We start from the raw sequence: 25,998 nt of genomic DNA on the forward strand, positions 1-25,998 counted from the left end.
TTCGGAACTCGTCGGCAGCGTCAGATGTGTATAAGAGACAGCTCATCCCCCGTACGGCGGGATGACCACGACCTCGAACCCGCCGGTGACGAGATAGAGGTTCCCGTCGGGCCCCACGTCCATGCCGTAGACATAGTCGTAGAATGGCAGGTCGATCCTGTCGAGGAATCTCCCGGACGTATCGAAAACAGAGATGAAACCGCCCGAATCCGGCACATAGACGTACCCGCGGCCGTCTACGGAAATGTCGGAGGGAAAGCCGAACTGCCCCGGCTCGGTGCCGGACGATCCGAACATGTCCCTGAAGGCGCCGTCCTCGTCGAACCTGAAGACCCGGCCGTTGAAGGTCCCGAGCACGAAGATGTCGCCGGTGCCGTCGGCGGCGACCAGCGGCGACAGCTCGCTGCTCCCGGCTGCCTCGTCCACCGCTCCGGTGATGTCCAGCTCGGCCGTCCCGTCCGGCGCGAGCCGGCAGAGCCTGTCGCCGCATGACCACATGGTCGCAAGTACATCTCCGTCCTCGGTCACGAACAGGTCGGAGAATCCGTCGATGTCGGTCAGCATCCCGAGCGGGTCCCCGGTGGCGCCGTCGTAGGCTAGTATCCTGCCGGTCTCCGTCACATAGACGGTCCCGCCCTGCGAGGCGTCCATCGAGGAGATGTAGGCTTCGTCGTTCACGCCTTCGACGTTCCACTGGCGGATGAAGCTCCCGCTGCCGTCGAAGACCTGTATCCTGCCCGTCGTGTAGTCGGCCACGTAGATGTGTCCGTCACCATCCACCGCGATGTGTCTGGGATCGGAGAAGTAACCGTGTCCCGTACCCTCGGCGCCGAAGGTCAGAACAGCATCGGCATCACCCTGCAGAAGCGATTCTCCGTCCTTCGAGCCTGCATTCGTGAGGAGGAAGACCGTCAGGCCGCTGATGAGCAGCATCCCCAGGGCTACTGCGACGATGACGCAGCTCGCGGCGCTCCTGGCGGTGCGGGCCGTCTCGATGACGACCGTCGGTCCGATCTGCGTGCTTTCGCGCAGCTCATCCGGCACGAGCACCGAACTGCCGCAGTAGGGGCAGGTCGTCGTCTTCTCGTCTGACTTCACGGAGAGATCCCCCGCGCACGATGGGCACTTGAACTCGACGGACATCCGCTCCCCCCCGTCCATGCCGTTCCACCCCGGCTGCATGCGCAAGCATACGATGGCGGCAGGCCGGAGTAAAAAGCCGTGCTTCGCGGGATGGCCGGGGGTATGTTCGGCAGGTCTCGAAACGGAGGGGCGCATGGATTACAAGTTGATCAACGACTGCGAGATAGGCGAGGGGACGAGGGTCTGGAACTTCGTGAACCTCTACGGGTGCAGGATCGGGCGGGACTGCATGATAGGCTGCTTCACCGAGATCCAGCGCGGGGCCGTCATCGGCGACAGGACCAGGGTGCAGAGCCACTCGTTCGTCTGCGACATGGTGACCATCGGGAGCGACTGCTTCATCGGACACGGCGTGATGTTCATCAACGACGTCTATCCGCCGCAGCCCGAGAAGGAGAAGTGGAAGGGGACGGTCGTCGAGGACGGTGCCAGCATCGGCTCGAACGCGACCATCCTGCCGGTGAGGATCGGAAGGAATTCCATCGTGGGCGCCGGATCCGTGGTCACCAGGGACGTACCGGACGGGGCCATCGTAGCCGGCAATCCCGCGAAGTTCCTCAGGTTCCGGGAGGGTTTCCACCCGAGCCAGTAGCAGGAGCAGCACCAGGCTCCATCGCGCGGTCTCGCAGTCGTTCCGGCTCGCCAGTACAGACATGGGGGGGCGGACCTCGCCCGCCCCCCATGTTCCCGCAGCTACCCGGCTACACGGCCGAGAAGCTGTATGTGACGATTATCGTCCCGGCGCCCTCGGGCGGCTCGGAGATCCTGACAGCCCTCAGGAGCGCCGTCATGTCCCTCACCAGCCTGTCGGACCCGACGCCGTCGCTGACGGCAGACACATCCGAGACCCTGCCGGTGTCGTCGAACCCGATCGAGAACGTGATGCTGCCGGTCGCGAAGGTGCCGTCGTCGAGACGCGTTTCCTCCGCGAACTCGGCATAGGCGGCCTGCATCCCGTCGACGCACTCCCTGAGCGCCGACCGCACCTCCGATGCCCTCAGACCGAGATAGGGCGAGGCCGTCACCATCGTCACCGACGCCGAGGGATTGTAGTGGTAGTCGCCGTCGACGGCCATGTCGCAGCATTCCATCTCGGTGGCCCTGCCGGGTGCGTACCCGCCGGAGCCGCCGACGGTGCCGTACGACCTCATCATCGTCGTAGAAGGTGCGGCCATCTGGCTCTGGGCGGTCGCGTAATACCCTTCGTTTCCATCGCCGAACACGCCCTCGTAGGAGACGCCCTGGGGCATGTTGACCGGGACCTCGACAGTGACGGGCCTGCCGTCCACGGTCCTCACCTCGGCGCTCACGGCGACGAATGATGTGTAGTTGCTCATTATCTGGTAGTCCAGGGCCACGTCGGTGATGGCGTCGACCACCTCCTGGTCGTAGGTCTCGTATCCGTAGGGATCGTAGAGCAGCCTGGAGAGGTCGTGGATCTTGCGCCTCGCCCAGAGGGTGGCGATCACGTCGTTGCCCTCCTCCTCCTCGGGGAGATCGACGGAGATGTTCCTGCTCCACTCGCGGTCGCCCACCATGCCGGTCACCCTGACCTGGCCCCTTCCGGGGGCCGTGTAGCGGCCGGTGACGACCAGCGGCTGCCCGGCGAAGAGGTCGGGGATGGACGCGGGATAGACCTCGGTCACCTTCAGATTGCCCCAGTCGATGTCGATGCCGACGAGATACGGGTTGTTGAGCTTCTCGTATACTGCCGAGACGGCCGTCTCGGGATCCTCGTCCAGCCCGACGTAGTAGGCCGCGCCGCGGCCCTCCTCGGCCAGCCCCTCGATGAGGTAGCGGTTGGGGCCCGAGCCGACGCCTACGCTGAAGAGGCGGGTGTTCTCGCCCAGAGTTGTCTGGAGTTCGCCCAGGATCTCGGCCTCGTTGCCGATGTACCCGTCGGTGAGGAAGACGATGAACCTCATCCTGTCGGGATCCTCGGGGTATCCGACGGCGGACCTGATACCCTCGATCATCATCGTCCCGCCCTCGCCCTGGAGGGCGTTGATGTAGGAGATGCCTGTAGCGACGTTGTCAGGGGTGTTCTCCAGGGGGTGGTCCGACATCCCGCTGGCATCCTCGCTGAACCGGATGATCTGGAACGAGTCGCCCGGGTTCATCCCCCTGACGAACTGCCTGACGGTCTCCTTCGCGACCTCGATCGGCTGGCCGCTCATCGAACCCGAGCAGTCGACGACGAAGAACATCTCCTTGGGCATGATGTCGTTCCCGGCCACGTCCACCTCGGGCTGCAGGATCAGCATGAAGTGCCCGCCGAGGTCGCCGTTGGTGGCCATGATGCCGGTCTCGATCCTGTCGGAGGCGGATGTGTAGGTGAGCACGAAGTCGCGGTTTGGGATCTCGTCCTTCCTCGCCAGTTCGATGGAGATCGTGCCGCCCTCGCGCTCCTGTTCGACCTCGTGGTTCAGGCTCCTGACCTGGCCCACCGGGAAGCCGGTGTTCATGGTGACGGAGAGGTCGATGTCGTACCCGGCCCTTGTGCCCTCGGGAACCACGTGGGGGGTGATCCTGCTGGCGTCGGGGACCTGGATGGTGTCGAACGACCACCCCGTGCCCGACTGCCCGGTCGGATCCCCGGGGATGAACCTCGGGCCCACCACCATAGGGAACGAGAGCTCGTAGCGGCCGTCATCGTATCCCACCGTGGCCACGTAGCTGATCTCTATCGTGATGCTGTCGCCGGGCAGGATGTTCCCCACGCTCTGCGTGAAGATGTTGGGCCGCTCCTGCTCGAGCAGGCTCGCGGTCTGGCCCGAGGAGATCGCCTCCTCGTAGATGGCCCTTGCGGCGTCCCTCTCGTAGATGCGCCCGACCACCAGCCGGTCTCCGATGTACATGTTCATCCTGTCGACCGCGCCGTCGTCGGGCAGCGGGAAGACATAGACGGCCTCGATCGGCTCCGCGAACGGATTGCCGTACACCTGCCTGACCACGGCCCTCTGCAGGTTGCCGGTGACCGAGATGTCGACCGACGTGTGCTCGAGAGGGAGATCGACCACCACACCGTTCTCCCCTACGGCCTGGAGCCTGCTGTAGTCAGCCGCGTCATCCTGGGCCAGTGCCGTCGAGAGTATTGCCAGCGCTGCAAAGACAACCGATTTCACGATGCACCTCCGTCTGCTGTCCGTTGCAGGTTCTACCCGGCCGGGCCGCCCGGTATTCCACTCCTGGCATGTCAGACATCCCGTTCTTCCTCGGTGGGTGGGGAGGCGAGCTTTCCAGAGCCTCAATACGCTTGGTCAACCGTACTTTAGATTTGGTATACTCATATATTTGGTTTTTAGGATTGACGATCGACAGCATTATGCACAGTTTCACGTGGATGCTGCAAAAAGGAGGGTTACCATGAGAACTATGATCCTTATCGTTCTCTGCTTCGCTGCCATGGCATCTGCAGGCGGATGGATCACGGGTGACGTCAGCCATGGAGATCCACAATGGACGAATTTCTGCATCACTGTAAAAGTTGGGTCCTCTATTTACGACACCCAGGTCGGCAGCCTTCCAGGGTCCTACACTACCTGCGAACTCCCTGTTGGTGACTCATATACAGTGATCTGCTGTTATTATGACGACAACGGCTACAGGTTCAAGTATGGTCTCGTAGCTAATGCAATCAAGGTCAAAGAGGGCATGTACACCACACTTGACTTCTGCTTCCCCGGGAATGGCATAACGGGTAACCACGTGCATATGGAAGACCTGAACGGGCCGATGTCTCTCAACAACACAACCTGGGCTGGAATCAAGAGTCTTCTGTAGCAGTCGAACAGGTAACTGACAAGCTTTGCAGCATCCTTGTGCGGAAAGGGCCGCCGGTCGTCCGGCGGCCCCTTCCGTTGTCATCGAACCGGCCGGTGACCGCAGGGAATGGTCCGCGGCAGGGGTTCCGCTATCTGATGTAGCCCAGGTCTCTCAGAACCCTGGCTGCGGCTTCGTCGAGATCGACCGCTGAAGGGTGTCCCAGTGCCGGAGTGGCCCAGCAGTACCCGGCTGCCTCGGCGAGCGATGCATCCACTTCGGGGAGCGGGCTCGATTCGGATGGATCGAGGGCCAGATCGAACTGGGCACAGGCGCCCGAAGACTGGACCCAGTGGAGCTTCTGGTCCATACGCCGCGCGGTGACCCTTCCACCAGTGGTCATGAGGAGATCGGACAGGAGGATGCGGTCTTCCCCGGGACCCGGGAGGATGTCCATCCCCTCCATGGCTCCGGGTACGTCGAGACCCGAAAAGGCGAGGATCGTCGGGGCGATGTCGATCTGACCGACGAGCGTACTGTCGACGATCCCCTGCGGCACTCCCGGACCGGACATGATCAGCGGTATCGAGAGGAGCTCCTGGTAGAGCGTGTGCCCATGGCCCAGCCCGCCGTGATCGAGGAACTCCTCCCCGTGATCGGCGGTCACCACTACCAGGGTATTCGCGGAGAGGCCGCAGGATCCGAGCCCTGCCAGCAGCCTGCCGATCTGGACGTCCGTGAATGCGATCTCGCCGTCGTAGAGGCCGACGAGGTTCGCGACGCCGGCACTGTCGATCCCTGTCGAATCATCGTTGACCAGGGCGACGTCGGTCTTGGTGCCCCAGGAGGGGCCGAAGGCGCCGTCGTAGGCGGGGTCGGTGAAGAGCCCCGCGTATTCCTCCGGCGGATCGTAGGTCAGGTGCGGATCATAATAGTGGACGACCATGAAGAAGGGTGTTCCCGAATCCCCGGCCGTGGACAGCCAGGCGAGGGCGGCGTCCGTCGTGGCTTCCGCATCGCGGAGGTTCGATGCTTCGGCGGAGCCGATGCAGTCGAAATGATCGAACCCCCTGTTGAATCCGAAACTCGCGTCGAGGAACAGGACGTTGAAGAAGGCCGCGGTCTGGAACCCCCCCTGGTTCATGAGGTGCGGCAGGAATGGCAGGGCGGGGTCGATCCCGTAGAATGCCCCGTCCCACATGCCTGCCCTGTGGGCCCTGTCGCCCATGCCGGTCATGATCGTAGCGATGGCGGGAAGGGTCCATGGGCACTGGGCCTGGACGCGTGCCCATCTCGTCCCGGAGCGGGCGAGGCTGTCGATGTGCGGGGTCGTCGGGCGGGCGTAGCCGTAGCAGCCCAGGTGATCGGAGCGCATCGTATCGACTATCACAAGGAGCACATTCGGGACATCGGCGGCGGGACGCCCGCACCCGGCCATCAGGCAGCAGGCCGACAGGACCAGAGCGATGAGGGGGATGCGGCCCATGTTCAGTCGAGGATCGCCGTACGGCGGCTGAGGACCATGTCGCCCCGCCTGGCCGAGATGATGTAGACCCCTGCCGGCGCGCGGCTCCCGTCGGGCAGGCGGCCGTCCCACTGGTATGTTCCGATGCCGGATGCGGTCTGCCTCCACAGGAGCCTGCCCGCCATGTCCCATGCCGAGAGTTCGGCCGTACCTCCCGTGAAACCCACCGAGAAGTTCACGGGGGCGCCCCGCGTGGAGGGATTGGGCCATGGCGGCGAGATGGAGAACTCCGTGGGAGGGACCGGAGTGTCTCCCCTCACGCCGTGGGGCCTGAGCGCGGGATCCTGGAAGGCCGTCCAGGCGAGGATCGACTGCAGGTTCCGGTCGAACGGGCCGTGGATGCACGGGATCCTCTGATCCTTGGCCGAGGCGAAGGCATCGCCCAGGGTCGGGAGATGATCGAGGAAGACGGCCCGTGTGAACAGGATGCACATCCATTCGCTCGCGCCCATCTCGGGCCAGTATCCCTCCCAGCCGTAGGTAGTGTTGAATGTCACGGAGACGGCGCCGCCGTCGGGGTTCTGGAGCAGGGCCTCGGCACAGCACTGCAGGTAGTCGCAGAAGTCGCCGGGGTGGCAGGCTATGCTGGTATGGATGCCCGTTCTCGGGCCGTTGGAAAGATCCTGCGCCAGGCTCACGCTCATCATCGTGTAGGGCGGGTCCGACCACCATACGCCGTTCACGTTCCCGTGCCCGGCGTAGTAGTTCCAGCCGGTCCCATCCTGGAGATACTCGATGTGGGTGTCGCTGCCGTCGAGCACGGACGGCTCCTCGTACACCCTGATCACATCCCAGCTGGCCGGAAGCGCCGCGGAGAGGGTGTCGCAGCTCTTCCCCCCGATGTAGCCGATCTCCTCGAACAGCATGGCACCGCACAGGAGGGCCGTGGTGCTCCAGGAGCCCCCGGGGGGATCGGTCGCGTACCCGATGGTCTTCTGTACGAATACATCCGCCTGGCCGGCGGTGGAGAAGAGGGCCCTACCGAGCAGGACGTCCATGAAGAGGTCGAGGGAGTCCTCCGGCTGGCCGTACACCCCGTCGCCGGAAAGGTCCCAGTCGCCGTCGAGATCGCTGAAGTAGTGATCGACGGGAGCGTTGTCGAGCAGCCCCTCGCACAGGGTCCTGACTATCCTCGCGGGTACCAGGCTCTCGTCTCCGGCGAGCAGGACGTAGACTGCCCCGTGCTCGAGCCAGAGATCACGGATTGCGTTCCTGAGACGTTCCGCCGAATCTGCTCCCGCCGAGGCCTGCTCGATTTCCTGAATCGTGAGGATGGATGCCGAGCCCAGCGAATCCTCCCACATCGCCCTCAGGGGTTCGAGTGCCCCCGTGAAGGAGCTGTCGCAGACCGCCGTCCACACGGCGTCGCCGGCCCTTCCGGGCCTGACCGGGGGGCGGTGCGATGCGACCTCCTCTGCGTTGTCCACCAGGAGGGCGACCCTGCCCTCCGCCGACCTGATCTGCTCGATGGTCAGAGGATTCACGGGAGCCGACCCGTCCCACTCGAGCCTGATCCTGGCTGTCCTGAAGAGGGTCAGTTCGTTCGAGAGAGGCCTGTACTCCCAGGGCGTTATCACGCAGGATGCGACCGAGAAACCGCCGAGACGGCCCGTCCGCTCCCCGGAGACGCCCGACCGGGGCCAGGGATCCTCCGACAGGTAGACCGAAGGATCGGGAGTGCGGGAAGGACGGCTGAGCCTGCTTCCGATCGGACCCGGCGTCCCCGCCGGCGAAAGCGCCGAAGGCACGTCCACCCTCTCGGGATCGGAGAAGCTCACGGCGAACTCGACGTCGACGGCTCCGGGATCGATCACGAAGGCCACCGGCCGGGAGGGCAGGAGAGGGGTGCCGGGATCCCCTCCGATCTGCATGCCGTCCGCCTGGACGAGTGTGAAGCAGCCGTCCCGGCCGAGAGCGAGCGACCCGGGGTCGAAGCTCACGGTCCACTCGAGGCTGCCGGACACCGCCTCCCGGGGGGAGGCGGCGAGGATGAACGCGGTGATCGCCAGTCTGTTCATGTCACGCTCCTCTCCCGATTCTACCGGGATAGGCAGCGGGAGTGCCAGCCCGGGTGGTTCCTTGACGGAGAGGACCGCAGTTCCCTAGCTTGCGGTTCCGGGTTTCCCGGCATGCCGCCGAAAGCCGAAAGGACTCGCAGTGCAGACAAGGGTCTACAAGGTCGTTCCCCGCATCCCGGAGCGTCTCTCCGCCCTCAGGACCATCGCCTACAACCTCTGGTGGACATGGAATCCCGAAGCGGTGGACCTCTTCAGATGGATCGACGGCAGGCTGTGGGAGGAGACCCTGCACAACCCCGTGCTCCTCCTCGGCCGGGCGGAACAGAAGAGACTCGAGGAACTGGCCTCGGACAGCGTCTACATCTCCAACCTCGACGACGTGGCCGGCAGGCTCGAGGACTACATGGGGCGCCCCACCTGGTTCGACAGGGCGTTCGAGCACCGGCAGGGCGCGCTGGACAACCTGCTGGTGGCGTTCTTCTCGATGGAGTTCGGCCTCCATGAGAGCCTCCCGATCTACTCCGGAGGTCTCGGCGTGCTCGCCGGCGACACATTGAAGAGCGCGAGCGAGCTGGGGCTGCCGCTTGTGGGTGTCTCTCTCCTGTACAGGCAGGGCTACTTCGGACAGTACCTGAACAGCGACGGCTGGCAGCAGGAACGGTACTTCGTCAACGACTACTCCAACACCCCCGTGAACCCCGTCGTCGACCGGGACGGCAGGCCCGTGGTCGTCACCCTCCCGCTCGACGGCAGGAACGTGTCGGCTGCGGTGTGGATGGTGAGGGTGGGCCGCACGATACTCTACCTACTCGACACCGATCTCCCTTCGAACACGCCTTCCGACAGGCAGATAACCGGTCACCTCTACGGGGGCGACCGCGACATGAGGATCCGCCAGGAGATCGTCCTGGGCATCGGCGGCCTCCGCGCGCTCGAGGCCATGGGCCGGCGCCCGTCGGTATGCCACGCCAACGAGGGGCATTCGGCGTTCATGGTGCTGGAGCGGATCAGGCAGCTCATGGGCGAGGGGCTGGGACTCGGAGAGGCCCGGGAGCTCGCGGTGGCCGGCAACGTCTTCACGACCCACACTCCCGTGCCGGCCGGCAACGAGGAGTTCTCTCCCGAACTCGTCGACATCTATCTCAAACCTTATCTCGATGCCCTGGGCATGTCGCTCGAGTCGTTCCTCGAGCTCGGCCGCGCCGCCGGCGCGGGGGGCGACTTCTCCATGACGGTGTTCGCCCTCAGGCACTCCCGGTACAGGAACGGAGTAAGCCGCCTGCACGGCCGCGTCTCGAGATCGATATGGAAACAGGTGTGGCCGGGTCTCCCGGAGGACGACGTGCCCATCGAGCACGTCACCAACGGCGTCCACATCGACTCCTGGCTCTCCGACGAGATGACGCGCATCCTCAACCGCTACATCGGTCCGAGGTGGCCGAGCACACCCCGCGACGAGGCATGCTGGAGGAACATCTCGACGATACCCGACTCCGAGCTCTGGAGGGGGCATGTCAGGCTCCGCGAACGCCTCGTCACATACGTCCGCGAGAGATGGCGCACTCAGCAGACCAGCATGGGCCAGCAGAGCCACAGGTTCTCCGAGGTGCCGGTGCTCAACCCCGATGTCCTGACGATCGGCTTCGCGAGGAGGTTCGCGACCTACAAGAGGGCGACCCTCCTGTTCGGGGATCCCGAGAGGCTCGCGAGGCTCCTCAACCATCCCGAGAGGCCGGTCCAGATCGTCTTCGCAGGCAAGGCCCACCCCCACGACGACGGCGGCAAGGAGATGATCCGCCAGATCGTCCACATGAGCATGAAGGACGGGATCTACGGACGACTCGTCTATCTGGAGGACTACAGCATGGACATGGCCAGGCACTTCGTGCAGGGCGTCGATGTCTGGCTCAACGTCCCCAGACGGCCCCTCGAGGCCAGCGGGACGAGCGGCATGAAGGCGGCAATGAACGGCGTTCTCAACTGCAGCGTTCCCGACGGCTGGTGGGACGAGGCCTGGACGCCTGAAACCGGCTGGCTGGTGGGGCGCGGCGAGAGCTACGACGATCCGGAGGTTCAGGACAGGGTCGAGACCACCGCCCTCTACGACCGCATCGAGAACGTCATCGCACCGATGTTCTACGACAGGCAGGACGACGGGCTGCCTCGCAAGTGGATCTCGATGATGAAGGAGTCGATGAAGGCGATCTGCCCAGTCTTCAACACGAACAGGATGCTGGCGGAGTACACCGACCGCTTCTACATCCCGGCCTACGAAGGCTGGGAGGCTCTCGCGGCCGATTCCGGCGCCGGGGCCAGGGATCTCGCGTCGTGGAAGGCCCGTGTGCGTGCGGCATGGCCCTCGGTCGCCATCGAGCGCGTGGATTCGCCCGACGAGGATCACACGGTCACCGTCGGGGACGTGATCCCTCTCAGGGTGGTGATCTCCGCCCAGGGCCTCGATCCCGACGACCTCGCGGTCGAGGTGCACTCGGGGATGGTGACGGGAGACAAGGTGCTCGGCAGGACGACTTCCGAACGCATCGCCTTCAGCGGGACCGAGGACGGCCGGTTCGTGTTCGCCGGGAGCTTCACGTCGGCCAGGTCGGGCACGCAGGGGTTCACCGTCAGGGTGCTCCCGAGCCACAGGAGGTTCGGGACCGTCATCGAGCCGGGGCTGGTCACATGGTGGGTCTAGATCTGGGCTGAGGAGGGTCTTTCCTGTGAGTCGGCGGCCCTGCCCTCGAGTTCCCTGGCAAGGGTATCCAGAGATGAGAGTACGGCGCGGAACGCCCCCCTCTTCCTCGTCAGCCCCTTCGCCGCTGCAGTCTTCAGGAAGGCCCTGAGGGCGGTCCCATCCTCGGGCCTGCCGCCTTCCCGGAGGATATCGAGCGCCGTCTCGGCGAGATCGGCATCCCCGAAGGGCATCCCCTCCGGATCCTGGAATCCCTGTACGAGGAAGGCCCTCACGGGAGCGATCCCGGGCGTCTTCCTGAAGGCGGCGAACACGGTGCGCCGCAGGCCCGGCCTGGCGTTGAAGGCTCCCTTGAGGTCCTGCGTCAGCTCCGGATATCTCTGCAGCTCGGCTCCCAGTAGCTCTATGGCCACCGAGGCCACCTGGGAGGATGCATCCCTGAGCATCTCCCTGGCCCTGACGGCCGCATCGACCCTGTCGGCGGAATAGTACGCGATGAGGGCGACTTCCCTTATCCTCTCGTCGGGATCGCCGGTGAGCCTCCTCAGGGTCTCGACGGATTCGGGGAGCCTGAGCTCGCCGAGGATCTGGATCACGTTCCTCGCGACGAACCAGTCCTCGTCCATGAGCCTCTGGGTTTCGGGCTCCCGTGGAGTCTCGTAGGCCATCTGCAGTCTCCTGAGCCTCCCGATGAGGACGGGAGTCACCCTCGCGCCGATCTTCTTGAGGACCCGGAACGCTCTCGCGCGCTGATGCCTGTCCGGCTCGTTGAAGACGTCGAGCAGCTTCGTCGTCATGTTGCGGAGTACGAGTTTCCCCGCGAGGGTCTCGCCCTGCCTGGCCACTATCTCGTTGTACGACAGCAGAGAATCGACCAGCTTTTCGCCGACCTCCGGGGTGTCGATGCGCCTCAGAGCCTCTGCAAGCGCCCTTCTTCGCGCGGAAACGAGCTCGGGCATCGTGAGGTCGAGGGCCCTGGTCTTCTCGAGAGACTCGGCCGCCAGTTCGGCGGTCGAGAATCTTCCCCGCGAGATCAGGGCCTCGCAGGCGGCGCCGATGAGGATGATCGAAGTGTAGAGGGTGTCAGGCGAAGTCTCTATCGGCAGCCTCCTGGAGATCATGTCGATGATCTGAACGACGGTGTTGTCCTTGTTCCGCTCGATGCCGGTGATGACGAGGTCGAGGAGCCTGTCGGTGGCTTCGAGCCTGACGTCCTCGTCGGTGCTGTCGAGTTCGCCGAGGCGGAGCCTGATGATCTTCCTGAGCGCACTCCAGGCGATCTCCTTCTGGATCTCCCGTCTCGCCAGGATGCCCTTCTCGAGGATGCCCGGATCCAGCGCCGCGACGAAGCTCGCCAGCAGCCCCCTCTGCTTGTCCACTCCGCTCATGGACTCCTGGATGACCTTCTTGAAGGCCATGCCGAGCTCCTCGTCGGGGAGGTCCCTTATCGTGTCCCCCCTCTCCAGCCTGTCGACGAGCTCGGTGAAGATGATGTTCTCGAGGGTCGTGTCCTCGGGGGGGGCGGCCGTCCCCCCCATCACTGTTCCGTCCTTGGACACCAGGGCGTAGTGGTACTGGTCGACGGTGATCGAGGAGACCTCCCTCCTCTCGAGGAGAGAGGCCAGGCCGCCGTGCTCCTTGATGTAGACCGGCGCCTTGTTGAAGACGTTCGAGAACCTCATCACGTTCTCGGCGTCGGTGTCGTTCTGGAACGTGATGCTGCTGACACCGCGGTCGGACATGTCCTTCAGGAGCGAATCGACCGAACCTCCCCTGCGCCTGACCTGGAGATCGTTCACCATCAGTTCTCCGCCGATGGCGCTCAGGGTGACCATCGGGCCGGTCGAGAAGAAACTGCCCAGGACTTCGAGGAATCCCTCGACGGATGGCGCGATCGCGGGATGTCCCGAGGGATACATGCCGGTGGCCCTCACGATGAAGCCGAGCCTCTTGACGATGTTCTCGGCGGCCCTGGTCAGGGCCAGGGGCGACAGCGTCGCCGATGCGCTCCGGTAGCTGAGGAGGTTCCTCGCCTGCGAGAGCCTCGTGGAGGATGTGTCGTCGAGCCTGTAGGACCAGCTGCCGCGTTCCCGCTGTATGAAGTCGAGTTCTTCGAGGACCTCGGTCAGCAGCCGCTGGCTGGCCTGGGAGAACACGGCGGTCTCGAGGGACAGGTCGGGGCCTCCGGGCTTCAGATCGGCAAGCACCCTGAGCGCGATCGCGGCCCCTGACGAGTGCTCCGGCTCGAGCGACGAGTCCTTCAGTTCGCGGTTGAGCAGGAAATAGACCTCGAGGAGAAGGGAGACCTTCGCCATTGCATAAATCCTGCCGCCGGGCTGCAGAGCCTCCAGCCTCGCCCAGGCTTCCGCCGTGTGCGGGTCCTCGGGGATCATCGCCGAGCGGAGCGCCTGAGGCTCGAGTGCCCCGGTGGAGAGCCTGGACTGCAGCGCGGAGAAGTCGAGGAGCGCAAGGAACAGCGACGCCCTGTCGGCCGAGGAGATGCAGTCGGAGTCGAGGGCTGAGATGACAGAGGCGGCTTCCGCCGCATCCATCTGCGACATCCTGGAGATGGACGACCCCATGATGGACTGGATGTCCTTCTGGTTCATCGCAGCCCTGACGAGCCCGTCCAGCGCTGTCCGCGCGTCTTCAGGCATCACACCCTCCCCCCCCTCGATAAGCTATAGCCCGCGGGGCTGCGGTGCAAGTGAGACTTGACACCGGGCCGGACAGAGGCATCTTCGCGGCAGCGCGGGAGCGGAAGGGGGCTGGTGTCCCTCCCGGACTTCAAATCCGGCGCCGGGTGCTCAAACCACCCTGGGTGGGTTCGATTCCCACACGTTCCCGCCATGCCCGCTCAGCGGGCATGGCGGCACGCTTGTTCCTGCGTCTGCAGGAACAAGCTGGCATGACAGCTGTCCGCCATGATTCCGACACAACCGACTGGCGGACAGTGAGAATGCCGGAGCGCATCCCCCTGCCGGCTCCGCCATGGAACCGGCAGAGTACCCCACGCCATGGCTGAAGTAATGGTCTCTCGCATGTTTGCTTCGCAAACAAGCTGGCGACGCCTTCATTTCCGCATGAGCGCAAATGAAGGGCACGCACACTCGCGATTTCCCTACGGGAAATCACTGTTGTGCTACCCATCAATTCCGCTGCGCGGAATCGATGGGACGAGCAATGAGGCGGAGGGCCTCGGCGGCGCAGGCGTATCCGAAGATCCCCGGCAGGGGCCCGATCCCCGGCAGGCGCCTCCGGATCCGTCCCCTCCTCTCCAGCATCTCGCTGTCGTCCGGCGGGCCGGCCTCCACGGGCGGGACCTCGGTCGAGAAGACGCATCTGATGCCTGTCCTGATCCCCCGCCTTCCGAGGTAGGATCTCACCTTCCTCGCGAGCGGGCAGACGCTGGTCTTCGAGATGTCGTCGACCACGATCTTCGAGGGGTCCATCCTCCTGGATGCCCCCATGCTGCTCACGACGGGAGTCCCAGCCGTCACGCAGGCCTCCAGCAGGGCGACCTTCGGATTGAGCGAGTCTATCGAGTCGATCAGGAGGCCGGGCCCGCGATCCAGGACCGCTCCGGTGTTCTCCTGATCCAGGAACAGGACGAGCGGGACCACCACGGTGCCCGGACATGCCGATGCGAGATGGCGGGCCAGAAGCTCCGCCTTCGGACAACCGACGTCGGACGGACAGGCGAAGGGGCTCCTGTTGAGCGAACTCTCGGTGATCACGTCCGAATCGACGACGATGAGCCCGCCGACTCCGTTCCGCGCGAGCGATACGGCGGCGTGGCTGCCCACTCCGCCCAGACCGACCACCGCGACGGTCGAATTCCTTATCCTCTCGAAGGCTTCCGGCCCGAAGAACTCGAGAGTCCTGGCGAACCTTCCGTCAACGCCCACCGAAGAGTCTCCGGGCATTCGCGGCCGTAGTCCCGGCCACGGATTCAGGGGTCACCCCCCGGATGCGGGCGACGGCTCCGGCAACCAGGGCGACATGCATCGGTTCGGTCCCTCCGGGCTCGATCCCCTCGACTCCGAGCGAGGGGGCATCCGTCTCGAGCAGCATCATGTCTTGCGGGACGAATGCCGCCGAGGCGTGGGCGCGCCTCGCCCCGGGCCTCGTCACGGCCCCGCCGAAGGCGAGGAGGAACCCGGCCTCGAGGAACGGCTCCGCTTCCGCGGGAGTCCTCGAGAACGCGTGAAGAACACCCCTGAGTCCGGGCAGGAAGCCCGAGATGACGGCATGGAGGTCGCCGAAGGCCCTCCTGCAGTGGAGCAGCACGGGCAGGCCGAGATCGCACGCCAGCGCGAGCTGCGGTTCGAGCACGCCCAGCTGCACGGCCCTGGGCGGGCATCCCTCGGCCCAGTCGAGCCCGATCTCGCCCACGGCAAGGCACGACAGGCGATCCAGCTCCTCGCGGAGCTCCGAAACGTCGAGACCCTCCGAAGCGCACCAGGGATGCAGGCCCAGGGCGACGTGTATCCCCTCGAGCCCTCCGAGCGCATCAGCCGCGGCCCACGAGGCCCTGTCCACGGCCGGCACCAGGATGTCGTCCACCCCGGCGTCCCTGGCGCGCCGGATCACGCAGTCCATGCGGGATGCGAGCGGTTCCACGGTCAGATGGCAGTGGGTGTCGTAGAGCGCCACGACGGAACCCGGCCAGCCGCTCTGCGATCAGCCCTGGCCCTGGTCCTGGCTCCGTTCCGCGATCCTGGTGGTGTTCTCGTAGATCCTGAAGAGCACGATGGCCGTCTCCAGCCCCATCCTCAGGATCACGAGATACAGCAGATAGACGAACGGAGTCACTGCGAGCACGATCCACGGGGAGACCTCGTACTCGCTCGCATATCCAAGGAAAGCGCCAGCGATGATCCCCGCCGCGCACAGCGTGAGCAGTGCGAACAGCACGAAGTACAGGAAGCTCACGAGCTTGGGGAAGACGAAGGATCTGAACGAGAAGTCGAAGAGAGAACCGAAGAACCCCCTGTTCCCGGCCACGATGCCCTCCCTCCTACAATCCGGGGCCCTGCGAGAACGACCTCAGTTCATCCCTGAGCGCACACCAGTCTCCGCCCTCCTGCTTCGACGCAACGGAGTCGACCAGGGCCACGGTGCCGGTTCCGGGGGCGTCGTACCAGATCATGGTCCGCGTGGATGCCGAGTCGGGCTCCCATGACGCCTCGATCTCCAGGATGTCCGTGTATTCCTGGAACTGGGTCTGGCAGGTGCCGTCGACGGTCAGCACCGTCGCGAAGATGTCCGTCGGGCGCCTCCTGAACAGCCAGGTGTCGCCGTCCGAGAGCGGCAGGGGGATGGTCCAGAGAGGAGTCGTGCTAACCGTGTCGGCGAAGGCTTCGACGATCGAGTCGGAGACATGGACGTACTCCGTCGAGAAGTACGGTATCTGGGGCTCGTCGCCGGTCTTGAAGTGAAGGGTGTCGGACCCGGCGGTGTAGACGACGGCCAGTTCGAAGCCCCCGGCATGCATGGTCATCCGCCCGACCGAGACGGAAGACATGCCGGTGACCGTGTACTCGAGGGAGTCCGACATGCCCGCCCCGGTACGGACGTACCGCCAGGAGTTCCCTTCGGCGAAGGGGAAGTACTCCGCCCCGGCCTGCTGATCGGGGGCGAATGGACCGCCGGCGTCGATATCGCCGCAGGAGCAGAAAACCATCGCCATGAGAGCCGACGCCGCAAACGCTGCTTTGGAACTCATCTGCTTCCTCCAGACGGCCGCGGTGCCGGCCGGCGTCAGAACGTCAGGTGCCCGACGAGATCCTCCGACAACTCGTAGAGGACCAGCGGGCCGTTCTGCATGATTTTGCCGTGAGATACGAGCCCCACGCCCGGGGCGTACCAGTAGTCGTCGACGGTCTGGTTGCCCAGCGTGTCGACCTCGGTGGTGGATATGTGGAGCACGTTCTCGAAGGTGCCGTCGGGGACGGTCACGGTCTCCTCCATGGAGACTACCTCCGCCGCGACGTCGGGCGATGCCGCCCACGTGTCGCCCTCGGTGAGAGGGAACCTCGCCAGCTGCAGGGAATCGGTCATGAGCGTATCGGTGTAGGACCAGACTCCGTATCCGTCGATCCTGAAGGCGGAGACGCCCCCCAGCGGGGTGACGATCTGGAGGGTGTCGGTGAAGATGGTGTCGGTGCCGGCCGTGGTGAGCTCCACGAGGTCCGAACCGCCCGTCTCCGCCAGCCCCGTGACGGTGGTCAGGCGGCTGCCGTGGGCAACGAACTGGTCACCGACCGTCCCGTTACGTTCGTAGTCCCAGTAGGATGCCATCCCATGGGGGAAGTAGTCGCTGTCCTCCATCCCGCCGCCCGCTGGATCCGAGCCGCACGACAGGGTGAGGAACGCCGCCAGAACGGCCGCCGTCTTCTTCATATACCCTCCCGGTTCGTCGTAATGCGAAAGATAGCATCGGCGGAGCCGGCGACAATGTCGGGCCCGTCACTCCTGCGGGTCGTCGAAGGCGAGCGTCCGCCTCCTGAATCCGTATCCCATCACGTCGTACGCATCGTGGAGGACCATGAACGCGTGCGGATCGATGCTCCTCACTATCTCCTCGAGGAGCCTGACCTGACGCCTGTGGACGCAGACGTAGATCACCTCCTTCGGCCTGCGGGCGAAGCCGCCCTCGGCCTTGAGGAAGGTGACGCCGCGGTCCAGCTCCTCGAGGATCGCGTCACGTATGCTCTCCGACTTCGACGAGATGATGAAGGCCGCCCTCACGTACGGCATCCCCTCGGCCGCCAGGTCGGTCATCCTCGAGCAGAGGAACAGGTTCAGGTAGGCCCAGATGACGAGGGGGGCGTCGGAGAAGGCGAAGCCCGACGCGAGGATGATGAGCGACTCGACCACCCAGTAGCCGCTGCTCATCGAGAGCCCGGTGTACTTTCTGAGGATGGCCACGGGGATGTCGGTTCCCCCGGTGGATCCGCCGAACCTGAAGATGATGCCGAGGCCGATCCCGAGACCCGTCGATCCGGCTATGCTCGCGAGCAGGATGTCGACGGGGTTCCGGCCGTCGAGGAAGAAGGCGAGCCTCGCCGGTTCGCCCGCACCGGCGAGGTTGTGGACGAGCGAGGCATAGTCCGGCAGGAACGAGAAGTGAGAGGGCATGAAGACCCAGCACATGCCTGTCGAGACCATCGCACCGACGAAACTCTTGAGGCCGAACTGCCGCCCGATGGAGATCCATCCCAGGATGAACAGCGGGATGTTGAAGCATAGCATCCAGAAGCTCTCGGGGAGGGACGTGAACCTGTAGAGGATCTGGGAGAGCCCGCCCACGCCGCCCGGCGAGACACGGAACGGGAAGAGGAACCACGAGTACGCGGCGCCGTAGAGCACCGATCCGGCCAGCATGCCGGCGTAGCCCCTGATCTCGCGGCCCGCCGTGTGCTTCAGGAAGACGCCCATCCCGGCCTCCGGTTCATTCCCACTCTATGGTGGCGGGTGGCTTGGATGAGATGTCGTAGACCACCCTGCTCACGCCGGTCACCCTGTTGACGATCTCGGAGGAGATGGCCGCCATGTGCGCGGGATCCATCCTGTACCAGTCGGCCGTCATGCCGTCGGTGGAGGTCACGGCCCTGAGGGCGGCCACGCGCTCGTACGTGCGCTGATCGCCCATCACGCCGACGGTGCGAACCGGGAGCAGCACGGCGAAGGCCTGCCATATCGAGTCGTACAGCCCCTTCTCCACGAGGTAGTCGGTGAAGACGGCGTCGACCTCCCTCAGGAGGTCGAGATCCCGGGCTTCGACGGGTCCGGGGATCCGCACTGCCAGGCCGGGCCCCGGGAAGGGGTGCCTTCCGAGAATGTGCGCGGGCAGCCCGAGTTCGCGGCCAAGCCGCCTGACCTCGTCCTTGAAGAGCTCCCTCAGGGGTTCGATGAGACGGAGGTTCATCCGCTCGGGCAGACCGCCCACGTTGTGATGGCTCTTGATGGTGGCCGACGGCCCGCGGAACGAGACGCTCTCGATCACGTCGGGATACAGCGTCCCCTGGGCGAGGTGCGTTATGCCGCCCACGCCCTGGGCTGCCTTCTCGAACACCTCTATGAAGACGCGGCCGATGATCTTCCGCTTGCGCTCGGGATCCGCCTCGCCCGAGAGGGCCGACAGGAATTCGCGGGATGCGTCGACGGAGACGAGGTCCATCCCGAAGTGCCCCCTGAAGGTGTCCTCCACCGACTCGCGCTCGCCCTTCCTGAGGAGCCCGGTGTCGACGAAGATGGGGGTGAACCGGTCGGGGACCGCTTCGTGCAGCAGCGCGGCCACCACGGACGAATCGACCCCGCCGGAGAGGCCGAGTATCACCCTGCCCCCCGGCCCGACATCCTTCCTGATCCGCTCGACCGCCTCTCCCCTGAACCTCTCCATGCTCCAGTCGGGCAAGAGCCCCCCGATCGAGAAGAGGAAGTTCGAGAGCACCTGCGGGCCGAACTCGGTGTGGACCACCTCGGGGTGGAACTGGACGCAGTACCTCCGGCGGGACGGGTTCTCCATCGCCGCTACCGGGAGGCTCGAAGTAGAGGCGGCCGCCGAGTAGCCCGGGGGCATGGCGGTAACCCTGTCGCCATGGCTCATCCAGGCGGTGAGCCCTTCACCGATGCCGAGCATGAGAGCCGAACCGGGTACCGGGCTCACCCTGGCCGGCCCGTACTCGCGCGCATTCCCGCCCTCTACCGATCCGCCGTCATGCAGCGCGATGAGCTGCATCCCGTAGCAGACGCCGAGGATGGGGAGCTCCGATTCGAGGACGCCCGGCGCCGGCCTGGGCGATCCCTCCTCGTACACGCTGCTGGGCCCTCCGGAGAGGATCATGGCGGAGGGTCCGATGGAGAGGATCCGCTCGAGGGATGCGTCTCCCGGGAAGATCTCGCAGTAGACCCCCGCCTCCCTCGTCCTGCGGGCTATGAGCTGGGTGTACTGGGAGCCGAAATCGAGGATCGCGACGCCTCCGGCATGGATCATCCCATCATCCTCCGCAGGATCTCGGTATGCCGCCCGAAGCAGGCGGCGTCACCCGGTAGTCGCCGCTGAAGCAGGCGGTGCAGTAGTCGGAAGGCCTGTGGGCCTTCACGCAGCCGAGCATCCCCTCCTCGGAGAGGTAGGCGAGCGAGTCGAGGTCGAGCAGGCCGCAGATCTCGTCCACGCTGAACTTGTTGGCGATGAGCTGGGAGGGCTCCGGGAAGTCGATGCCGAAATAGCAGCCGAACCTGTGCGGAGGACAGCTAACCCTCATATGGACCTCGCTGGCGCCGGCCTCGCGGAGCGCCTTGATCCTGGCCCTGCTGGTGGTACCCCTGACTATGCTGTCCTCCACGACGCAGATCCTCCTGCCCTTCACCGCCTCGGGGATGGGCTGGAGCTTGCGCGTCACCATCGCCGCCCTGCGGGCCGTGGTGGGATCGATGAAGGTCCTGCCCACATAGTGGTTCCTGGTGAAACCCATGTCGAACTCGATGCCGAGCTGCCTCGAGTAGCCTATCGCGGCGAACATGCCGCTGTCGGGCACGGGCATGACCACGTCGCAGGCCGCGGGCGCCTCGACTGCGAGCCTGGCCCCCATCCGGAGCCTCACCTCGTACACGCTGTCGCCGAAGACGTAGCTGCCCGGCCTGGCGAAGTAGACGTGCTCGAAGATGCACTGGGCCAGCCTGTCGCTTCCGCCGAAGAGGCCGTGCCTGGCCCCGAACCTCCTCGAGGAGGGCTCCCCCGGGCCGGAGGGGAGGAACAGGATCTCGCCCGGTTCGATCTCCCTGACGTATTCGGCGCAGCAGAGCGGGAACGCGATGGTCTCGCTCGCCACGGCCCATCCGCCCCCTGTGATCCTGCCGAGGTTGAGCGGTCTGAACCCGAGCGGATCGCGGACCGCGTACATGCCCTCCATCGTCATGAGCAGCAGGCAGAACGCCCCTTCGAGCGACCCCAGGGCCATTTCCAGAGCGGTGCCCATTTCGTGGCCCGAGGCCTCGAGGTTGCGCGACATCAGGTGGAGCACGACCTCGGTGTCGGAGTTGGTCTGGAAGATGGCGCCCTGTCTCTCGAGATCGGCCCTGAGCACCGAGGCGTTGCTGATGGTGCCGTTGTGCGCGATGCCGGTCTGGTTGCCGTTGATGCTGACCAGCAGGGGCTGGGCGTTGAGCACCGAGCCGCTGCCGAAGGTTCCGTACCGCACGTGGCCCATCGCCGCCGTGATCCCGCCGGATCTCCAGTCCTCCGGCACCCCGCCCATGACCTGCGCCACGAGCCCGAGCCCCTTGTGGACCTCGAGCCCGCCGTCCTTCCTCACCAGGATGCCGGCGGCCTCCTGCCCGCGGTGCTGCTGCGCATGCAGGCCCTCGGCCACCAGGGCCAGAGCCTCGGCATCACCGGTGACTCCGCAGAGACCGCAGTACTCGTGGAGGCTCACCTGCCGGCCCTCCGGGCTGCGGCCTCGACGAAGGCGGAGAACAGCGGGTGAGGAACCAGGGGGGTCGACTTGAACTCGGGATGGAACTGGCAGGCGACGAACCACGGATGGCCGGGCCTCTCCACGACCTCAACCAGTGTCCCGTCGGGGGAAAGGCCGGTGCAGACCATCCCCGCCTTCTCGAGCGCGTCCCTGAACGACTGGTTGAACTCGAACCTGTGCCTGTGCCGCTCGGAGATCTCCGTGGAACCGTAGGCGGCGGCGGCGGCCGAGCCCTCCGCGAGCCTGCACGGCCACGCCCCCAGCCTCATGGTGCCGCCCTTGTCGGTGACGCACTGCTGCTCCGACATCAGGGAGATGACCGGGAAAGGCGTGCCCTGGTCGAACTCGGTGCTGTTGGCCGAGGTCATGCCGGCCTGGTTCCTGGCGGTCTCGATCACGGCGCACTGCATCCCGAGGCAGATCCCGAGGAACGGGATGCCGCCCTCCCGGGCCCTCGCCACGGCCTCGATCTTGCCCTCTATCCCGCGGTAGCCGAAGCCTCCCGGGACGAGTATCCCGTCCATTCCGTCGAGCTTCGACGCCCCTCCCGGGCCGGCCAGCTCCTCGGCCTCCACGCCCTCGATCGAGACGCGGAGCCCGGCTCCCGCGGCTGCGTGGCGGATGGCCTCGAAGACGCTCTTGTAGGCGTCCCTCATCGACATGTACTTGCCGACGACGGCGATCCTCACCTGCCCGCCGGCGGGCGCAACGGCCCTGGCGAGCATCGCCTCCCACTCCGAGAGGTCGAGCTCCCCTTCGGGCAGGCCGAGCCTCTGCAGGATGAGTTCGTCGAGGTGCTGCCCGGCGAGCTGGACGGGGACCTCGTAGATAGACCCCGAAACGTCCAGCTCCTGGACCACGGCCTTCCTGGGGAGGCTGCAGAAGAGTGCCAGCTTCTCGAAGTGTTCCTCCTCCAGGGGTTTCTCAGTTCTGCAGATCAGGATGTCGGGTATGATGCCTATCTCCCTGAGTATCCCGGCGCTCTGCTGGGAGGGCTTCGTCTTGAGCTCGCCCGAGGCCCTCAGATACGGGATGAGGGTGAGGTGGACGAACACGGAGTTCTCCCTGCCCACCTCGGCCGCGAGCTGCCTTATCGCCTCGAGGAATGGCTGCGACTCGATGTCGCCGGCGGTGCCGCCTATCTCGACGATGGCGATGTCGGCGCCTCCGGAGAAGCCGTTCGTTATCGAGGCCTTTATCTCGTCGGTGATGTGCGGGATGACCTGGACCGTCTTCCCCAGGTAGTCACCCCTGCGCTCGCGGGACAGGACGTTGAGGTAGATGCGCCCGGCGGTGAAGTTGCTGCTGCGGGTGCACCTGATGCCGGCGAACCTCTCGTAGTGGCCGAGGTCGAGGTCGGTCTCCGCGCCGTCGTCGGTGACGAACACCTCGCCGTGCTGGTACGGCGACATGGTGCCCGGGTCGACGTTCAGGTACGGATCGAGCTTCTGGAGCGTCACGCGGTAGCCGCGCTGCTTCAGGAGAAGGGCTATCGAGGCGGCCGTGATCCCCTTGCCCAGGGAGGAAACCACTCCGCCCGTCACGAACACTATCCTCGTGCGATCCAAGGCAGACCTCCTGAGGAGCCTCAGGTAAAACCGATTATAGTTCCCTGATATGGTGCCGGTGCAACCCGGGCCGGCAGCCGGATCCGAAGCCTCGAACACCGACCAGACTGGAGAAGGAACCATGCTCACCGCCCTCCTGACCGCCGCCCTCATGTCCGGAGAGCCCGCCGCGGAAGCAGCCATGATGGACACCCTGATGTCGAACGCGCTCAGGGTCGTCGTCCAGGAGACCCACTACTCGCCCGTCGTGGCTGTCGCCATCGCATACGGCGTCGGGTCGATCGACGAGGCCGACGGTTCGAGGGGAATCAGCCATTTCTGCGAGCACATGATGTTCCGGGGCACCGGATCGATGCCCGGGGAGAGGCTCTGGCAGGTGGTGCAGAGGGATGGCGGCTGGGCCAACGCATTCACCAGCAACGATGTCACGATCTACTTCGAGGTTCTGCCCTCCTCGAGGCTCGTCGACGCCCTCGCGATCGAGAGCGACAGGATGCAGGGCGCCCTGTTCGACTCGTCCGATGCCGTCGCCGAGCGCAACGTGATACTCGACGAGCTGCGGATGAGCTCGATGGACGATCCGGACGGCGTGCTGTACGACGCGCTCAGCCGGGCCGCATTCACAGTACATCCCTACCGGCACCCGGTGATAGGGTATGAAGGCGACGTCGCCCTCTTCGACAGCGTGGCTGCCACGGAGTACTACCGTTCCTTCTACACCCCCGACAATGCGACGCTCGTCATCGTCGGCGACGTCGACACGGGAACAGCCCTTGCGATGGTCGACTCGCTCTTCGGGACGATCCCGCCGGGCGACCGTCACGCCCCGGTGATACCTGCAGAGCCGGCGCAGACCGAACCGGTGCTCGTCGAGGTCAGCCACCCCTCGGCCATGGCCAGGATCGCGATAGGGTTCCACGTTCCGGAGGCCACCTCGGAAGACGACGCCGAACTCGGGCTGATCTCGGCCCTGCTCTCGGACGGCCGCTCCTCGTGGCTGGAGCAGGCGCTCGTGCAGGAGGGCCTCGCGTCGGAAGCCTGGGCGTACGACGGGGCCGGGGTGGATCCGGGGCTCTTCATCATAGGCGCCACGCTCATGCCGGGCGTGGGATTCGAGGAGGCCGAGAGCGCCGTCTGGAGGCTGCTCGACTCCCTCGCCGCCGACCCCCTTCCGGGCGATGTGCTCGAAGCGCTGAAGAACAGGGCCAGGGCCGCAGCGGTCCTGGAGGAGTCGAGTCCGGTGGGCAGGGCCATGAACCTCGCGTACAACGGTTCATGCTACCTCGACCCGGCGTTCGGCGACCGTAGGCTCGAGGAGACGATGCAGGTCACGCCGCAGGACATCGCCGAGACCGCCGCCAGGTACTTCAGGCGTGACAACTCGAGCACGGCGAGGCTCGAGCCCACGGGATCGGGCGACATGGCCGAGAGGCCGAGGGAGTCCCTTCCGGTGGACATCGAGGCCCCGTCCGACATCAGCTACGACGGGCTCGACATACCGGCGTCGATGCTCACCCCCTCCGGCAGGTCGGTGTCCGATGGAGCCGTGGCCACGATGCTCCCGAACGGCCTTTCGGTGATAGTGTCCGAGGACCATACCTTCGAAGTGGTGTCGGTCGCGTTCTCCGTGCCGATGGGATCGCGGAGCTGCCCGGCCGGGAAGGCCGGAATGGCCGGCCTGGCCGCGGCTGCGATGCTGTACGGGACGGGAGATCTCGACCTTGCCGCCTTCAACGGCAGGCTCGAGGACGAGGGCTCCTACATCGAGTTCCGCCCCGGGGACGAGTTCGCATCAGGTTCCGTCACGGCGCTTTCGGAGGATCTCCCGCTCGTCATGGAATCCGTGTCGGACCTGCTGATCCGCCCCGCCCTCAGGGATGCTGACATCGAAACCTGCAGGGAGGAGATGGCCGCAGGCGTAAGGCAGCGCGGGGAGAGCGTCTTCCTGGTCGCGATGGACCAGCTCGACCGCATGATGCTCGCCGATCCGGCCGAGGCCCGGATCGTCACCGAGGAGACGCTCGGGGCGATCTCGAACGACGACGTGAGGGAGTTCCACCGGCTCTGCTGCCGCCCCGGCGGGGCGGTCCTGGTGATCGCAGGGGACGTGACGTACGACACTGCGCTGGCGCTTGCGGAGGAGTGGTTCGGGGGATGGGTGTCGCCTTCCGACCCTCTCCCTGTCATTGCGACTCCGGCCCTGTCCACCCTTCCGGGAGATACGGCAGTTGTCAGCATGCCGGGCAGGGTCCAGGCCGCGGTCCTGGCCGGAGTGCCGGGTCCGGCCCTCGAAACTCCGCTCTACGACGCCTTCACGGCCATGAACGGCATCCTCGGGGCGGGTATCGGCTCCAGACTCGGCCACTCGGTAAGGGACGAGCAGGGGCTTGCCTACGACGTCGGAAGCTGGAACAGGGCGTCGCTGGATGCCGGATTCTTCACGGCCTACCTCTCCACCAGGGCCGACTACGCCCAGCAGGCGCTGGGTTCCGTGATCCTCGAGTGCTCCAGGATGGCTTCCGGTGATGTCGAGCCCATCGAGCTCGATCTCCAGAAGGCGATGACCGTGGGCGAGAGCGCCATGTCGGGCACGACCTACGGTGAGAGGGCATCCGCCCTGGCGCGCACTGCAGCCATCGGGCTCCCCCTGGGCTACGACCGCATCAGGGAGGAGCGGGTCCTGGCCCTATCCGTCGACGACCTCCGCCGTGCCGCCGGGGAGTACTTCGGTGCGGGAGAATGGTTCGTATCGGTGGCGGGGGGTCTGTCGGAGAACATGGAGCCGCTGTCCAACTGACGGATGTGA

General features: G+C 65.5%; 18 protein-coding genes and 1 tRNA gene. 5 read left to right on the forward strand and 14 right to left on the reverse strand.

The window, feature by feature from the left end:
• Positions 1 to 42: 42 nt before the first annotated feature.
• Entirely contained in the window at positions 43 to 1,143 is a 1,101-nt protein-coding gene (locus tag QUS11_03335) for a 6-bladed beta-propeller (protein ID MDM7992322.1), read from the reverse strand.
• 133 nt (positions 1,144 to 1,276) lie between these two features.
• Here QUS11_03335 and QUS11_03340 point away from each other — a divergent pair, with 133 nt between their 5' ends.
• The gene (locus QUS11_03340; protein ID MDM7992323.1) at positions 1,277 to 1,735 is read left to right on the forward strand and encodes an acyltransferase; all 459 of its coding nucleotides are present in this window, start codon (positions 1,277 to 1,279) and stop codon (positions 1,733 to 1,735) included.
• A gap of 109 nt (positions 1,736 to 1,844) precedes the next feature.
• On the opposite strand, the gene QUS11_03345 is transcribed toward QUS11_03340, so the two are convergent.
• Positions 1,845 to 4,268: a VIT domain-containing protein gene (locus QUS11_03345; GenBank protein MDM7992324.1), complete on the reverse strand. Its 2,424-nt coding sequence runs from the start codon at positions 4,266 to 4,268 to the stop codon at positions 1,845 to 1,847.
• Between the two features lie 241 nt (positions 4,269 to 4,509).
• Here QUS11_03345 and QUS11_03350 point away from each other — a divergent pair, with 241 nt between their 5' ends.
• The gene (locus QUS11_03350; GenBank protein MDM7992325.1) at positions 4,510 to 4,926 is read left to right on the forward strand and encodes a hypothetical protein; all 417 of its coding nucleotides are present in this window, start codon (positions 4,510 to 4,512) and stop codon (positions 4,924 to 4,926) included.
• Positions 4,927 to 5,056: 130 nt separating this feature from the next.
• Here the strand turns inward: QUS11_03350 and QUS11_03355 are convergent, their stop codons facing one another.
• On the reverse strand, positions 5,057 to 6,391 hold the full coding sequence (locus QUS11_03355) for a sulfatase (GenBank protein MDM7992326.1): 1,335 nt from the start codon (positions 6,389 to 6,391) through the stop codon (positions 5,057 to 5,059).
• Positions 6,392 to 6,393: 2 nt separating this feature from the next.
• On the reverse strand, positions 6,394 to 8,448 hold the full coding sequence (locus QUS11_03360; GenBank protein MDM7992327.1) for a C25 family cysteine peptidase: 2,055 nt from the start codon (positions 8,446 to 8,448) through the stop codon (positions 6,394 to 6,396).
• A gap of 139 nt (positions 8,449 to 8,587) precedes the next feature.
• Between QUS11_03360 and glgP the strand changes: the two genes are divergently transcribed.
• Positions 8,588 to 11,143 (forward strand): alpha-glucan family phosphorylase, encoded by a 2,556-nt coding sequence (gene glgP / locus QUS11_03365; GenBank protein MDM7992328.1) that lies wholly within the window; start codon positions 8,588 to 8,590, stop codon positions 11,141 to 11,143.
• Here the strand turns inward: glgP and QUS11_03370 are convergent.
• Positions 11,140 to 13,797 (reverse strand): HEAT repeat domain-containing protein, encoded by a 2,658-nt coding sequence (locus QUS11_03370; GenBank protein MDM7992329.1) that lies wholly within the window; start codon positions 13,795 to 13,797, stop codon positions 11,140 to 11,142. The two genes, glgP and QUS11_03370, sit on opposite strands and share 4 nt — an antisense overlap.
• A gap of 96 nt (positions 13,798 to 13,893) precedes the next feature.
• Between QUS11_03370 and QUS11_03375 the strand changes: the two genes are divergently transcribed.
• Positions 13,894 to 13,990: transfer RNA gene (locus QUS11_03375), tRNA-Sec, on the forward strand.
• A gap of 299 nt (positions 13,991 to 14,289) precedes the next feature.
• On the opposite strand, the gene QUS11_03380 is transcribed toward QUS11_03375, so the two are convergent.
• The 9 genes from QUS11_03380 to QUS11_03420 all read right to left on the reverse strand — a co-directional run bounded on the left by QUS11_03380 (position 14,290) and on the right by QUS11_03420 (position 23,192).
• Complete coding sequence (locus tag QUS11_03380; protein ID MDM7992330.1) at positions 14,290 to 15,048, reverse strand: ThiF family adenylyltransferase; 759 nt, start codon at positions 15,046 to 15,048, stop codon at positions 14,290 to 14,292.
• Positions 15,038 to 15,796 (reverse strand): TatD family hydrolase, encoded by a 759-nt coding sequence (locus QUS11_03385; protein MDM7992331.1) that lies wholly within the window; start codon positions 15,794 to 15,796, stop codon positions 15,038 to 15,040. Before QUS11_03385 ends, QUS11_03380 begins: the two co-directional genes overlap by 11 nt.
• Before the next feature lie 27 nt (positions 15,797 to 15,823).
• Positions 15,824 to 16,147, reverse strand: a complete 324-nt coding sequence (locus tag QUS11_03390) for a DUF4282 domain-containing protein (protein MDM7992332.1) — start codon at positions 16,145 to 16,147, stop codon at positions 15,824 to 15,826.
• Between the two features lie 13 nt (positions 16,148 to 16,160).
• Entirely contained in the window at positions 16,161 to 16,868 is a 708-nt protein-coding gene (locus QUS11_03395; protein ID MDM7992333.1) for a hypothetical protein, read from the reverse strand.
• A gap of 35 nt (positions 16,869 to 16,903) precedes the next feature.
• Entirely contained in the window at positions 16,904 to 17,545 is a 642-nt protein-coding gene (locus tag QUS11_03400) for a hypothetical protein (protein MDM7992334.1), read from the reverse strand.
• A gap of 66 nt (positions 17,546 to 17,611) precedes the next feature.
• Complete coding sequence (locus tag QUS11_03405) at positions 17,612 to 18,583, reverse strand: YitT family protein (GenBank protein MDM7992335.1); 972 nt, start codon at positions 18,581 to 18,583, stop codon at positions 17,612 to 17,614.
• Positions 18,584 to 18,596: 13 nt separating this feature from the next.
• The gene (gene guaA / locus QUS11_03410) at positions 18,597 to 20,141 is read right to left on the reverse strand and encodes a glutamine-hydrolyzing GMP synthase (protein ID MDM7992336.1); all 1,545 of its coding nucleotides are present in this window, start codon (positions 20,139 to 20,141) and stop codon (positions 18,597 to 18,599) included.
• Between the two features lie 4 nt (positions 20,142 to 20,145).
• On the reverse strand, positions 20,146 to 21,582 hold the full coding sequence (gene purF, locus QUS11_03415) for an amidophosphoribosyltransferase (GenBank protein MDM7992337.1): 1,437 nt from the start codon (positions 21,580 to 21,582) through the stop codon (positions 20,146 to 20,148).
• Positions 21,579 to 23,192, reverse strand: coding sequence for a CTP synthase (locus tag QUS11_03420; protein MDM7992338.1), 1,614 nt, complete (start codon positions 23,190 to 23,192; stop codon positions 21,579 to 21,581). Before QUS11_03420 ends, purF begins: the two co-directional genes overlap by 4 nt.
• A 121-nt stretch (positions 23,193 to 23,313) precedes the next feature.
• Between QUS11_03420 and QUS11_03425 the strand changes: the two genes are divergently transcribed.
• Positions 23,314 to 25,989 (forward strand): pitrilysin family protein, encoded by a 2,676-nt coding sequence (locus QUS11_03425; protein MDM7992339.1) that lies wholly within the window; start codon positions 23,314 to 23,316, stop codon positions 25,987 to 25,989.
• Positions 25,990 to 25,998: the final 9 nt, after the last annotated feature.

It is taken from the genome of Candidatus Fermentibacter sp. (assembly GCA_030373045.1).
Classification (GTDB): domain Bacteria; phylum Fermentibacterota; class Fermentibacteria; order Fermentibacterales; family Fermentibacteraceae; genus Fermentibacter.

Bases quoted from the DNA above. Each gene is read 5' to 3' on its own strand.
- QUS11_03425 (MDM7992339.1), top strand. From the start codon at position 23,314: ATGCTCACCGCCCTCCTGACCGCCGCCCTCATGTCCGGAGAGCCCGCC.
- QUS11_03335 (MDM7992322.1), bottom strand. From the start codon at position 1,143: ATGTCCGTCGAGTTCAAGTGCCCATCGTGCGCGGGGGATCTCTCCGTG.
- QUS11_03395 (MDM7992333.1), bottom strand. From the start codon at position 16,868: ATGAGTTCCAAAGCAGCGTTTGCGGCGTCGGCTCTCATGGCGATGGTT.
- QUS11_03355 (MDM7992326.1), bottom strand. From the start codon at position 6,391: ATGGGCCGCATCCCCCTCATCGCTCTGGTCCTGTCGGCCTGCTGCCTG.
- QUS11_03350 (MDM7992325.1), top strand. From the start codon at position 4,510: ATGAGAACTATGATCCTTATCGTTCTCTGCTTCGCTGCCATGGCATCT.
- QUS11_03370 (MDM7992329.1), bottom strand. From the start codon at position 13,797: ATGCCTGAAGACGCGCGGACAGCGCTGGACGGGCTCGTCAGGGCTGCG.
- QUS11_03400 (MDM7992334.1), bottom strand. From the start codon at position 17,545: ATGAAGAAGACGGCGGCCGTTCTGGCGGCGTTCCTCACCCTGTCGTGC.
- QUS11_03340 (MDM7992323.1), top strand. From the start codon at position 1,277: ATGGATTACAAGTTGATCAACGACTGCGAGATAGGCGAGGGGACGAGG.
- QUS11_03360 (MDM7992327.1), bottom strand. From the start codon at position 8,448: ATGAACAGACTGGCGATCACCGCGTTCATCCTCGCCGCCTCCCCCCGG.
- QUS11_03405 (MDM7992335.1), bottom strand. From the start codon at position 18,583: ATGGGCGTCTTCCTGAAGCACACGGCGGGCCGCGAGATCAGGGGCTAC.
- guaA (MDM7992336.1), bottom strand. From the start codon at position 20,141: ATGATCCATGCCGGAGGCGTCGCGATCCTCGATTTCGGCTCCCAGTAC.